Here is a 12,822-nt window from a genome sequence, read left to right on the forward strand (position 1 = left end):
AATATTAAATCGTGATGATAAGAAAGCATTATTTAACGTTATATTGATTCTTTTATCTGGAGTTGTTTTAGTGAATTTTTTTATTTTTAGCGAACGGTGACAATAAATTTTATGGATAAATATTACGAGTCAGAAACTTTTGAAAGGATTGATTTTACGGAAAAATATTTCGAAAAAGGAGAATATGAAGATTGTCAATTTGAAAGTTGTAATTTGAATCATGTCAATTTATCGGGATGTAGATTTTCAGAATGCATATTTGAAAATTGTGACCTTAGTATGATACAACTTACCGAAACCGTTTTTCAGGATTGTCGGTTTATAGGATGTAAAATGATCGGTATTTTATTTGAAAATTGGAACAAGTTTTCCAGCAATTTACAATTCAAACAATGTATTTTAAATAGCAGTTCTTTTCACAAATTGCAAATGGCAAAAACTAAATTTGAAAATTGTCAATTGAAAGAAATTGATTTTTCCGAAACCAATTTGAAAGAAGCCGTATTCGAACAATCAGATTTGTCTGGCGCAATATTTAGAAATACCAATTTGGAGAAAGCGGATTTTCGTTCAGCAGAAAATTATGCATTCAAATTAGAAGAAAATAAATTGAAAAATGCACAATTTTCTATGTTTGAGTTAAAACATTTACTGACGATATATGGCATGAAAGTCGATTAACGCAAGATTTTTCTTTTTCCTTTTTCAAAATCTCGAAAAATAAATTCACCCAAATTATCCAAAGAAGAAAAGAATGCTTTCCCATTATTTGTTTCTGTAAATTCTTCTACAAATTGTTGCAAATAAGGATCAGAGGCAATCATAAATGTAGTAATGGGAATTTTTAATTTTTTACATTGAGCTGCGAGATTAAAACAGCGGCTTGTAACCTTTCTATCTAATCCAAAACTATTTTTATAATACCGACCACCAATTTTTAGACAAGTCGGTTTACCATCCGTAATCATGAAAATTTGTTTATTGCTATTTTTTCGTTTACGCAAAATTTCCATCGCCAATTCCAATCCTGCAACGGTATTGGTATGGTACGGCCCAACTTGTAAATAGGGCAAATCCTTCATTTCCACGGTCCACGCATCATTGCCAAATACAACGATGTCCAAGGTGTCTTTGGGATAGCGCGTTGTAATAAGTTCGCTCAATGCCATCGCTACTTTTTTTGCCGGCGTAATTCTATCTTCTCCGTACAAAATCATTGAATGTGAAATATCAATCATTAAAACCGTAGACGTCTGTCCTTTAAAATCGGTATCGTGTATTTGCAGATCACTTTCTTGCATCGAAAAACTATCTACACCGTGATTAATCTGCGCTTGACGTATGCTTTCTGTGAAATCAATTTGTTCCAATAAATCTCCAAATTCAAATTGACGCAAATCTGGACTCGGTTCATCACCAACACCAGAGCGAAATGTATTGTGGTCGCCTTGTTTGCTTTTCTTTATTTTCCCGAATATTTCTTCCAAACTTTTCTTTCGAATTGTTTGCTCGGATTTTCCGGTAAGAATGGGATTGTTTGTTTGCGGATCATCTTTGATATAGCCTTGATTTTTGAGATTTTCTATAAAATCTCCCATGCCATAATCCTTGTCTGTAATCTTATATTGTTTGTCCAATTGATTCAGCCATTGCAGCGCTTCTGTCACATCTCCACTCGTATAATTGAGCATTTGCATGAAAATCTCTAGCATTTGCTCAAATTTTGATCTGCCATCTCCTTCTGGTGTGTATCTAAAAAATCTATTTCCAATCATACTATAAAGTTACGGAAATGCTATTGTGATTATTGTTAAAACAGTTCATATTAAAATAATAAAAAATTGTTAATGTGGATTAATTGCTATTAATTTGCGCCGATGCTATTGAGAATTGCTTTAAACGAGAAAATTTAGTTCGGCACTTCTAATACAATTTACTATTAATTAAACCATACACATGAGGCAAAAAATTGCATTTTTTGCCATGCTCATGGGCCTAATATTGTTTGGGCCTAAAGTCATGGCTCAACTTAAGACAATTCAGGGAACTGTCTATTCTGATTCAACAAATCTACCGCTGGAGGGAGTTTCTGTTAAGTTATTAGGTAAAGGAAATAAAGGAGTTGTAACAGACAAAGTAGGACACTTCGAAATCTCTGTTTCAAAGGAAGTTAAAGAAATAGAATTCTCCTATGTAGGTTATCAAAAATTAGTTAAACTAATAAATGAAATTGACGGGACGGATATTTTTCTAAAAACTAAAAATGAGAATCTTGATGATATCGTAGTAATTGCCTATGGTAGAGCTACGAAAAAATCAATTACAGGTTCAGTTGCTCAAGTAAATGCAAAAGATATTGAAAAGCGAGCATTGACAAGTGTAACCGGTGTATTAGAGGGTGCTGCTCCTGGTATCCAAGTCAATAATACATATGGGCAACCTGGCTCAACTCCTACGATTAGAATTAGAGGCTTTTCTTCCATTAATGGCTCTAATACGCCACTTGTTGTTCTTGATGGAGTTGTTTTTAGTGGTAGTATTGCAGATTTAAATCCAAACGATATAGAAAGTGTTTCAGTCTTAAAGGATGCGGCATCTTCTGCACTATATGGTAATAGAGCTTCTAATGGGGTTATCATTGTGACTACTAAAAAAGGAAAAGCGGGCAACGTTAAGCTTAATTTCATTGCTAATCAAGGTATATATAATCGTGGATTAAAAGAATATGAAAGAATGGGGCCAAATGATTTCATGGAAACCATGTGGAAGGGGTATCGAAATAATTTATTATCTACTCAACCTACTGTTTATACATCTACGGCTCTTGCAAATGCGAAAGCTTCTAATTCATTAATCGCAGATTATTTACATTATAATATTTATGATAAAGGAGATTCTGCGTTGTTTGACGATAATGGAAAATTGGTATCTGATGCTAAAATAAGAAGTGGGTATCTGAATGATTTAGATTGGTATTCGCCGATTATTCAAAACGGGCATAGGCAAGATTATTCAATTTCTGGTTCATCCGGTACAGAAAAAAGTAGTTTGTATTTTTCTGCAGGATATTTGGATGAAAAAGGTTTTATGAAACGTTCTGATTTTAAAAGATTTACAGGACGTTTGAAGGGGGATATTACACCAAGGACATGGATTAAAGCAGGCTTCGCAATGAGTGGTAGTCATCAAATAAAGAGTAATTATTCTGATGGAAATTCTTCCTATGCCAATCCGATTTATTTTGCCAGAAATATTGCCCCAATATTTCCAGTTCACTTACATGATATGTCTACAGGAGATTATATTTTAGATGCTGATGGAAATGAAATATATGATGATGGTAATACTTATAACAGAACTCAAAATTTGGGACGACATTCTATCTGGGAAAATGAACTAAACCAGGATAAGACATTTATAAATAATCTTCAAGGGCAAGGTTATGTTGATATCAAATTTCTTAAAGATTTTACCATTAGCACCAGAGGTGATTTAAACGTCAAAAATTCAGAAAGGCAAACATATGATAACGCAGAAATTGGTGATGGAACTGGAAATCTTGGACGTGCGTCAAGATCTCTATACAGGTATAAAACATATACCTTTCAACAACAATTGAGTTGGAATAAAGATATAGCAAAAAACAATTTTTATGCCTTTGCAGGTCATGAAAATTATAATTACGATTATAGTTATCTGTATGGATATAAAACAAATCAAACTTTTGCTAATAAAACAGATTTACAAAATTTTACGAAGATTACATATTTATACGACTATACATATCAAGATCGTACGGAGAGTTATCTTAGTAGTTTTAGATATAATTATAATCAAACTTACTATTTCGATGCATCTTTTAGGGCAGATGGTACTTCAAGATTATACAAAGATTCAAGATGGGGGCAATTCTGGTCAGTTGGAGGCGCTTGGTTGCTATCAAATGAATCTTTTATGTCTAGTCTGAAACCGCAAATTAATGAATTGAAGTTAAGAGCATCCTATGGACAAGTCGGTAATAATGCCAGTCTAGATTATTATGCTTGGATGGCTTTATATGATAATGGACAAAATGCGAATACTACCGCCTTTTATAAAAACCAATTAGAAAATAAAGATCTACAATGGGAAACCCAAAGTGCTCTGGGGATTGCTATGGAAGGAAGATTTTTTAACAAATTGAATTTATCCGTTGAATTTTTTAATAAAGCCTCGCACAAACAAATTTTTGACGTAAATCTCCCACTTTCTGCGGGTGCAACTTCTACATCGGATCCTCAAGCTATTGTTACTCAGAATATTGGAGATAATTATAATAGAGGATGGGAATTTAATTTTGATGTGGATGCCATCAAAACAAGATCATTTACATGGAATATTGGAGCAAATGCCACTGTAATGAAAAATAGAGTTACCAAACTACCCCCTCAAAATACCGCAAATGGCATAATTAGTGGCAATAAAAAAATTATGATAGGTCATAGTATATATGATTATTGGCTATACCAATATGCGGGAGTTGATCAAATGACTGGAAATGCACTATACTTGGCGGATAATGACGTATATAATGGAGGTGATCCAAGTAATACGGATAAGGCGGCAATCCCAACCCAATATGTTGTAGAAATCAACGGAAAATACTATACAACTAATCCATCGTATGCAAAGAGAGACTGGAGTGGCAGTGCTATTCCTAAGGTCTATGGGTCGTTTAATACATCCTTAACTTGGAAAAATATTTCATTGAGTGGATTATTTACTTATTCTTTTGGAAGTAAAATTATGGACTACAATTATCAATCTTTAATGACGATGAACGGTTCTATTAATGCCCTTCATAAGGATTTGTTAAATGCGTGGAATGGCATTCCTGAAGGAATGACAGAGACTTCAAGTAATAGAATTGATCCAAAAGGAATTCCTGTTGTAGATTTTTCTAAAAGCTCATTCGCTAATGCAACCTCATCACGTTTTTTACAAGATGGAAAGTATTTCGTTATTAAGAATATTGCATTAACTTATAAATTAGAAAAATCAATAGTAGATAAGCTCGATATATCCAGCTGTGTATTCAATTTTACAATCGAGAATTTGGCGACATTTACTAAGTTAAGAGGAATGGATCCGCAACAATCTTTTGACGGAAACAACTATAATTATTTTATGACACCACGAGTTTTTTCTCTTGGAGTAAACGTTGGACTATAAAAATTTAATGATGAAACGATTACAATATATCACTATAATATTACTTTGTTCTTTGTTTGTATCCTCATGCTCAAAATCCTATCTTGATACAACTCCTACAGATAGAACAAGTACTACAACAGTTTTTGCAACAACAGATAATGTCGCGTTGGCAGTGAATGGTTTAGCCAAAATGATGACCATTCAATATCTCGGATCACAAGGTTTTAATGGGGAAGGTACCATAAAAATGTACTATGGAAACTATCCAGGAAATGATTTCTACGTTTATTTGACAGGATGGGCTCCTATAATAAATAGTTTATATAACGTAAACACATCTTCAATATATGACTATTATCCATGGTATTATTACTATAAAATTATTGGAAATGCTAATTCAATAATCTTACGTGTAGATGCTGCTGAAGGGACAGAGGCAGAAAAAGCGTTTTTAAAAGCACAAGCGTTGACATATAGAGCTTATAGCTACATGATGTTAGCTCAATTATATTCTTACAGGTGGAGTGATTCAAATAATGGGGCTACAGATGGTGTTGTTTTAAGATTAGATGAGTCAATTGGGGACTTGCCGTTATCAACACTTTCTGAAACTTATAGTCAGATTTATGCGGACTTGGATCAAGCAATTTCCTTATACTCATCTTCTGGATTGACAAGATCTAATAATTTTGATCCTGATATAAATGTGGCATATTCAGTATATGCGAGAGCTGCTTTAAATAGACAAGATTATGCCAATGCAGAAAGTAATGCAGTAAAAGCAAGAAATGGATATGCTTTAATGGATACAACAAATTATAAAGCAGGGTTTGCCAATGCTACATCCGAATGGATATGGAGTAGTTATGGAGCTTCTGATGAAACCTTATACTATTATTCTTATTTCGCTTATATCGCATACAACTCAAGTGCTAGTGCTGTTAGAACATATCCGAAATGTATAAGTAAAACATTATATAATAAAATACCCTCTACTGATATTAGAAAAAGTATGTTTTTAGATCCAACAGGTTATACATATACGGCCTCTTCTGGTGTAGCGGGAACGGCTTTAGCGGCTCATGCAAGATCTCTTTATCCTGATATACAATCTAATGCAACAGTTTATGCATATATGAATTTTAAAGTAAAAGCAAATGATCAACCAGGAGTTGGTAATTTAAATCATTTTAGAAGTTCGGAAATGTATTTAATCGAGGCAGAGGCGAAATATTTTCAAAATAAACCTGCGTCAGAAATACAAGCGTTACTTATTGCTCTAAATAAAACATCAGGTCGTGATCCTAATTATACAAATACTAAGACTGGTACAGATTTACTGACTGAAATTAAGCTTTACAGATCAATAGAGCTTTGGGGTGAAGGATTTGATTGGTTTGATATGAAACGTTGGGGAGATACTATTGTGAGATATAGTACAACTAATGGAGGAAATTACCCTGCTACATTAGCAATGACGATTAAACCAGAAGATAACAATAAGTGGACTTGGATGATTCCACTGAAAGAATCAGATTATAATTCATCCATATTAGCAGAATAAAAGATAAAGAGAGTTCTATTTTTAGGACTCTCTTTATTTTTACAACCACTTCCATTCCATATCATGCCAATCACTCAAAAGCGATTCCGCAAGTGCTAATTTGGATTTTGGAATAGAGCATTTAATGGTACAAAAAAGCTGCATCTCTTGATAATCAATTACACCGTCCAATTTTTTGATCCAATTCATAACGTCATTGAGTTTGGTATAATCAAAATCAAATTGAATGGACTTGTAAATAGGCTTTTTGATGCCAGGAACAACTTGTAATGCCAGTGCGGCTGCAGTTTTATAAGCATTTATCAGACCAGGAACACCCAATAACGTACCACCGAAATATCTAATTACAATGATCAGAATATTCGTATATTCTTTAGAATCTATTTGTCCTAAAATTGGACGTCCCGCCGTTCCTGCCGGTTCGCCTGCATCACTGGCTCGGAAATTATTTCCGTCTGTACCGAGTCTATATGCAAAACAATAATGGTTGGCTTTTGGGTGTTCTTTTTTTAATTCGGATAAATGATTTTTGAAATCTTTTTCGTCATTAATAGGAAATGCATAAGCTATGAATTTACTTCCCTTATCCTTGAATTCTGCTGTGGACGGACCTTGTATTGAACTGTAAAAATCATTTTCCATCGTCTGATAAAAGGTAAGGATTTAAAGATGATTTGAAATAAGTTAGCGTATCATTTTCCAATACAATCTGATTAAGTTGGGAAATTTCTCCTTTTAAAAGTGGCGCATGCGTGCCATTTTGGATATATAAATGTGAATTTTCAATGACCAAAGCCTCATCCCAAAGACTTTCGTCAATAAAAGATTGCAATAATTTTTGTCCGCCCTCCACCAATATGCTGGTGATATTTTTCTGATAACAATATTCTAATATTTGCTGAATGGTCGAAGTATGAGCTTCTATTTTTACAAATTCAACATTTCCAATTGTTGCCGCTTTTTTCAAATTAAAAACCACGGTTGGAGCTTCTGCATTGAAAATCTGATGATCATTTGGTATGGATAATTGCTTATCAATGACCAATCTAATTGGATTTTTGCCCGTCCATAATCTATTGGTAAGTGAAGGATTATCTTTTAATGCGGTATTCGTACCGATTAAAATAGCCGAATATTCTGATCTTAATTTGTGTACTTCTCTATTGCTTAATTCATTTGAAATCAATATTCTTTTATCCGAATTGCTCCCAATAAAATGATCGGCAGATTGCGCCCATTTCAATAAAACAAAAGGTCTTTTCTTTATATGAAAAGTAAAAAAGCGTTTATTTAAAGCGATACATTGTTGTGAGTACGCATACATTTCCACTTCAATTCCTGCCGCTTTTAATTTTTCAATACCTTTTCCATTCACCGATTCAAATGGATCACGACAGCCGACAACCACTTTTGGAATTTGCTTGCGAATAATCAAATCTGCGCATGGTGGCGTTTTTCCATAATGGGCACATGGTTCCAAAGAAACATATATAGTGCTTTGCGCAATTAAATGCTCGTCCTCAGGTTGGACGCTATTGATACAATTGACTTCTGCATGCGGTTCGCCATATTTTTGATGGTAACCTTCTCCGATAATTCTATTCTGATAAACTAATACTGCGCCGACCATTGGATTCGGAGCCGCATGATTTATTCCCAATTTTGCCAGTTCTAAGCATCTGGTCATGTATAAAACATGGTTGTCCTGCATGTGACAAAGTTAACACAACGAATTGTAATTTGAGGTAAGTAAGTATTTTTGCAAAATGACATTTCAAGAGGTGCAGGCACGATTCATTCAAGATTTGGAAGTAATATACGATCGTAGAGAATCCGAACAAATCACACAATTAGTATTGGAAAAACTGACAGGATGGGATCGAATCAAGTTTTCTTTATTCAAAAATGACGTTTTATCAGATCGTCAAATGACAATTTTGGATAAATGGAGACAAGAATTGTTATATAATCGCCCAGTTCAATATGTGATTGGTGAGGCATGGTTTGTGCATTATCCTTTCTATGTAAATGAAAATGTATTGATTCCTCGCCCAGAGACAGAGGAATTGGTGGATTGGGTTTACAACGATTTTAAGGAGCAACAAGTTTCTATTTTGGATATTGGCACCGGATCGGGTTGTATAGCGATTAGTTTGAAAAAACTATTACCTAAAGACCATGTTTTTGGATTGGATATTTCGGATAAGGCGTTGAATGTCGCTATGAAAAATGCAATAAATCTGGATGCGGATGTTCAATTTTTACAAAGAAATATTTTGGAATTCAATGTTTTAGAAAATGAAAAATGGGATATTATTGTCAGTAATCCTCCATATATCCGACCAAGCGAACAATTAGAAATGCGCGGCAATGTTTTAGATTTTGAACCACATTTGGCACTATTTATCGAAGAAAATGATCCATTACTTTTTTATCGGAAAATAGCAGCTTTGGGAACGAAACATTTGTATAAAAATGGCACATTATATTTTGAAATAAATGAAATTTTTGGACAAGATGTAGTAAGTTTACTTCAAGATTTGGGATACACAAATGTTGAATTGAAAAAAGATCTCCAAGGGAAGGATAGAATGACAAAAGCCGTTTGGATAGGTATTGTTAATTAACATATCGATACGAGGAAATAAGATGAGATTTGTACCAAGTTCGAAAGGACTTGTATTAAAAAAGAAAGGATAATTAATGGAGTTGAGATTGATTTTTAATGCAGCAATTTTTAGCTTGGTATCCATGGCATCATTTTCATGTATCGAACAAAAAAAGCAAAAGAAGAATATGAATGATGAATTAGCAGATGCGCAAGTAATAACTGAAGGTTTGGATACAGCAACTTTTGGAACAGGATGTTTTTGGTGTACAGAAGCTATTTTTCAAAGGTTAAAAGGCGTAACAAAAGTAACGAGTGGATATAGCGGTGGTACGATTGGAAATCCGACTTACGAGGAAGTGTGTAAAGGTACTTCAGGATATGCGGAAGTGTGTCAAGTGGTATATGATCCAGCAACGATTTCTTACGATGAATTGTTGAAAGTTTTTTGGAAAGTGCACGATCCGACAACTTTGAACAGACAAGGTAATGACGTAGGACCACAATATAGAAGCGTAATATTTTACCACTCTGATGATCAAAAAGAAAAGGCGGAACACTACAAAGAGGAATTAAACAAAATTGAAGCGTATAATAGTCCGGTGGTGACTGCGGTAGAACCTTATTCTAATTTCTATGCAGCAGAAGATTACCATCAAAATTATTATAACGAAAATGGTGGCCAAGCATATTGCCACTTCGTAATACAACCGAAGATTAAAAAATTCGAAGAAGTATTTAGAGATAAATTAAAAACATTCTAATAACTTCCTTCTATCAAAAAAGCCTTCCAAGATTTTGGAAGGCTTTTTTATATATTTCTAATTCAATGATTATTTGAATAATAGAGATAATGGGCTAGAGGAACTAGTAGAGGATTGCAATCCTAAAAATTTGTTCATTTGTTGTTTCAATAAGATTCCAGCTAACTTAGTTTTCAAACTAGAAAATAATGAATTTTGTTTTGTTGTGTAAGCGCTCTTATCTGTTTGTGCCAAAGACAAAATTGATTTTTTCTTTGTTAAAAAATCAGAAACGGCAGATGTAACACCTGGTGTCTGGGCACTTGTCAAACTCAATTTTGGAGTTAATGATTTTTCAACAATTGTTTTTGTTAAAGAACTAACACTTGTGCCACCAGAAAGCATAGACAATGCACTTCCTCCGCTGATTGCAGATTCTGCTTTAGATAATAAAGAACTTTGTGCAAATGTTGCGCTTGATAATCCCAAACCTAATACAAATAATACTAAAAATCTTTTTTTCATTTTCCTTAGATTAAATTTTCTATATGCAAACTTAGACTAAAAATATGATGTCAAAGTTTAATTTTACATCTCATTGACCCAAGCGTCTCTGTCATCTGGAGAAAATTTCCAAGGAGCGAAATTGGTCTCGGTATTGCTGAACATACCATTCCATTCTGCAGGAGCATTACTTTCTTCCATCACAAGGTAACGGCGCATTTGTAAGATAATATCTAATGGAGAAATACTTACTGGACACTCTTCTACACATGCATTACAGGTCGTACATGCACGTAATTCTTCTTCAGAAATATAATCTCTCAATAAAGATTTATTATCCTCTTCAAATTTTCCGTTTTTATCAATATTTTCTCCCACAGAAGTAAGACGATCTCTCGTTTGCATCATGATATTGCGCGGACTCAATAATTTGCCTGTTTGATTTGCTGGACACGCCGCGGAGCAGCGACCACATTCGGTACAAGAATATGCATCCAAAAGATTTTTCCAACTAAGATCAAAAACATCTTTCGCTCCAAAATTCGTTTTCTCAGATGGCGCTTCTGTTGGTGCTAATTCCGGTTGCATCGCATACAAAACTTCATTTTGAATATCTTTCATATTCTTCATTTCGCCTTCTGGAATCAAGCGAGAATAATACGCATTTGGAAAAGCCAATATGATATGTAAATGTTTGGAATAAGGTAAATAATTTAAAAATGCCAATATACCTACAATGTGCAACCACCAGCAAGTACGTTCAATACCTTCTAATGCTGGGCTGCTTAATCCACTTAATAACGGATGTAAGAACTGAGAAAGTACAAAATTACCGGTAATTGTTTCGCCATATTCGCCAAAACCTCTTTGTTGCAATAAGGTATCGCAACCATTCATCAAAAGGAATAAACTCATCAATATGATTTCCGTACACAAGATGGCATTTGCATCTGTTTTAGGCCAACCATTCAGATCTTTATTATTTAACCTTTTGATTTTTAATATATTACGTCTTACTAAAAATATCGCACAACTTGCTAAAACTAAGAAAGCAAGTATTTCAAAACAATCAATTAGAAATGTATACAAACCGCCAGCGAAGGAAAATAAGCGATGTTTTCCTAAAATACCGTCCAACAATATCTCCATCACTTCTATATTGATGATGATGAAACCCGCGTATACTAAAAAGTGAAGCACGCCGACAACCGGTTTTTTGAACATTTTCTTTTGTCCAAATGCCAATAAAAGTACATTTTTCCATCGAAGATCTTTATGGTCATTGATCTCATCTTTTCTGCCTAATTGGATATTACGGCTAATTTTCTTCACGTTTTTTGCAAAGAACCAAATGGCAAACGCGAGAATAGCAATAAATATAATTTCTAATAGTAAATGCATAATATTCAAGGATATATTGCGAAGATAATAGATTTGTCATTTTTCTGTCAACATCAAATTGGGTTGCAAGATATTTTGTAAAAATGAAAACAAATAATTGTTAGTTTATGTGTTTTATTTTTATTTAAAATATTGAAATTCAATTAGTTAGATTGATTGTTGATTTACGTCAAAAAAAGGAAAGTGAACTCTTTTATTTTGCGCATTGTTTAGGAGGTAAATGATTTTTAGGTAAATGACCATTTTGCCTTTTGTCAAAATATAATTTTAGCTTAGGTTTGAGTTCTTATTAAATGTAGAATGGAAGAGAACAACAAAATTCTGACGAAAGAGGAAGCATTGGAAAAAATGCACCGCATGGCATTGGAAATTGCTGAAAGTATCGAAGATGAAAAATCACTTTTGTTTATCGGTATCAAAAATAGTGGAATGGTTATTGCGTCCAAAATCGCAGAATTTCTGAAAAATTATATTCAAATTCCAATTTCTATAGCTCAATTAAAATTTGATAAGGAGGATTTGCGCATTTCTAATATTCAACCAGAAATAAATATTACTGATCAAGAAATTATCTTGGTGGATGACGTTAGTAATAGTGGTCGCACGCTGCTATATGCCTTGAAACCTCTATTAGAATTTTTACCTAAAAAAATACAAACATTGGTAATGGTGGAGCGCATGCATAAAATATATCCTGTAAAATCTGATTTTGTAGGATTATCTATTGCCACGACTAAAAATGATTTTGTCAAATTATCAATAGAAAAAGAAGAAGTTGTCGGAGCATATATTATTTCAAATAATTAATA

The 12,822-nt window shown here is 33.6% G+C and carries 11 protein-coding genes; 6 read left to right on the forward strand and 5 right to left on the reverse strand.

Translation table 11 applies throughout. From position 1 onward, the window contains the following. Window positions 1-111 precede the first annotated feature (111 nt). Window positions 112-681, forward strand: coding sequence for a pentapeptide repeat-containing protein (locus E0W69_RS19690; protein ID WP_131331763.1), 570 nt, complete (start codon window positions 112-114; stop codon window positions 679-681). Here E0W69_RS19690 and E0W69_RS19695 read toward each other — a convergent pair. Further along, a complete protein-coding gene (locus tag E0W69_RS19695) occupies window positions 678-1,775 on the reverse strand; it encodes a vWA domain-containing protein (RefSeq protein WP_131331764.1) in 1,098 nt (365 codons plus the stop codon). The genes E0W69_RS19690 and E0W69_RS19695 overlap by 4 nt on opposite strands. 181 nt (window positions 1,776-1,956) lie before the next feature. Here E0W69_RS19695 and E0W69_RS19700 point away from each other — a divergent pair, with 181 nt between their 5' ends. Beyond that, on the forward strand, window positions 1,957-5,211 hold the full coding sequence (locus E0W69_RS19700; RefSeq protein ID WP_131331765.1) for a SusC/RagA family TonB-linked outer membrane protein: 3,255 nt from the start codon (window positions 1,957-1,959) through the stop codon (window positions 5,209-5,211). A gap of 10 nt (window positions 5,212-5,221) precedes the next feature. Then, the gene (locus E0W69_RS19705) at window positions 5,222-6,757 is read left to right on the forward strand and encodes a RagB/SusD family nutrient uptake outer membrane protein (protein WP_131331766.1); all 1,536 of its coding nucleotides are present in this window, start codon (window positions 5,222-5,224) and stop codon (window positions 6,755-6,757) included. A gap of 39 nt (window positions 6,758-6,796) precedes the next feature. On the opposite strand, the gene E0W69_RS19710 is transcribed toward E0W69_RS19705, so the two are convergent. Beyond that, entirely contained in the window at window positions 6,797-7,399 is a 603-nt protein-coding gene (locus tag E0W69_RS19710; protein WP_131331767.1) for an IMPACT family protein, read from the reverse strand. Beyond that, window positions 7,389-8,444 carry a bifunctional diaminohydroxyphosphoribosylaminopyrimidine deaminase/5-amino-6-(5-phosphoribosylamino)uracil reductase RibD gene (ribD, locus tag E0W69_RS19715; protein WP_131331768.1) on the reverse strand — a complete coding sequence of 352 codons (1,056 nt, stop codon included), beginning with the start codon at window positions 8,442-8,444 and terminating at the stop codon, window positions 7,389-7,391. The genes E0W69_RS19710 and ribD overlap by 11 nt, the downstream gene beginning before the upstream one ends. A 79-nt stretch (window positions 8,445-8,523) precedes the next feature. On the opposite strand from ribD, the gene prmC reads away from it, so the two are divergent. Further along, window positions 8,524-9,384 carry a peptide chain release factor N(5)-glutamine methyltransferase gene (prmC, locus tag E0W69_RS19720; RefSeq protein WP_131331769.1) on the forward strand — a complete coding sequence of 287 codons (861 nt, stop codon included), beginning with the start codon at window positions 8,524-8,526 and terminating at the stop codon, window positions 9,382-9,384. A 76-nt stretch (window positions 9,385-9,460) separates the two neighbouring features. Next, window positions 9,461-10,129, forward strand: coding sequence for a peptide-methionine (S)-S-oxide reductase MsrA (gene msrA / locus E0W69_RS19725; protein WP_191967912.1), 669 nt, complete (start codon window positions 9,461-9,463; stop codon window positions 10,127-10,129). 69 nt (window positions 10,130-10,198) lie between these two features. Here msrA and E0W69_RS19730 read toward each other — a convergent pair whose 3' ends face one another. Next, entirely contained in the window at window positions 10,199-10,633 is a 435-nt protein-coding gene (locus E0W69_RS19730) for a hypothetical protein (protein ID WP_131331770.1), read from the reverse strand. Window positions 10,634-10,696: 63 nt separating this feature from the next. Next, window positions 10,697-12,013 (reverse strand): (Fe-S)-binding protein, encoded by a 1,317-nt coding sequence (locus E0W69_RS19735; RefSeq protein ID WP_131331771.1) that lies wholly within the window; start codon window positions 12,011-12,013, stop codon window positions 10,697-10,699. A 300-nt stretch (window positions 12,014-12,313) separates the two neighbouring features. On the opposite strand from E0W69_RS19735, the gene E0W69_RS19740 reads away from it, so the two are divergent. Beyond that, a complete protein-coding gene (locus E0W69_RS19740) occupies window positions 12,314-12,820 on the forward strand; it encodes a phosphoribosyltransferase family protein (protein ID WP_131331772.1) in 507 nt (168 codons plus the stop codon). Window positions 12,821-12,822: the final 2 nt, after the last annotated feature.

The organism is Rhizosphaericola mali (genome assembly GCF_004337365.2).
Classification (GTDB): Bacteria; Bacteroidota; Bacteroidia; order Chitinophagales; family Chitinophagaceae; genus Rhizosphaericola; species Rhizosphaericola mali.

Coding starts and splice junctions, on each gene's coding strand:
- E0W69_RS19690 (WP_131331763.1), top strand. CDS start 112: ATGGATAAATATTACGAGTCAGAAACTTTTGAAAGGATTGATTTTACG.
- E0W69_RS19730 (WP_131331770.1), bottom strand. CDS start 10,633: ATGAAAAAAAGATTTTTAGTATTATTTGTATTAGGTTTGGGATTATCA.
- E0W69_RS19735 (WP_131331771.1), bottom strand. CDS start 12,013: ATGCATTTACTATTAGAAATTATATTTATTGCTATTCTCGCGTTTGCC.
- ribD (WP_131331768.1), bottom strand. CDS start 8,444: ATGACCAGATGCTTAGAACTGGCAAAATTGGGAATAAATCATGCGGCT.
- E0W69_RS19740 (WP_131331772.1), top strand. CDS start 12,314: ATGGAAGAGAACAACAAAATTCTGACGAAAGAGGAAGCATTGGAAAAA.
- prmC (WP_131331769.1), top strand. CDS start 8,524: ATGACATTTCAAGAGGTGCAGGCACGATTCATTCAAGATTTGGAAGTA.
- E0W69_RS19710 (WP_131331767.1), bottom strand. CDS start 7,399: ATGGAAAATGATTTTTACAGTTCAATACAAGGTCCGTCCACAGCAGAA.
- E0W69_RS19695 (WP_131331764.1), bottom strand. CDS start 1,775: ATGATTGGAAATAGATTTTTTAGATACACACCAGAAGGAGATGGCAGA.
- msrA (WP_191967912.1), top strand. CDS start 9,461: ATGGAGTTGAGATTGATTTTTAATGCAGCAATTTTTAGCTTGGTATCC.
- E0W69_RS19705 (WP_131331766.1), top strand. CDS start 5,222: ATGAAACGATTACAATATATCACTATAATATTACTTTGTTCTTTGTTT.
- E0W69_RS19700 (WP_131331765.1), top strand. CDS start 1,957: ATGAGGCAAAAAATTGCATTTTTTGCCATGCTCATGGGCCTAATATTG.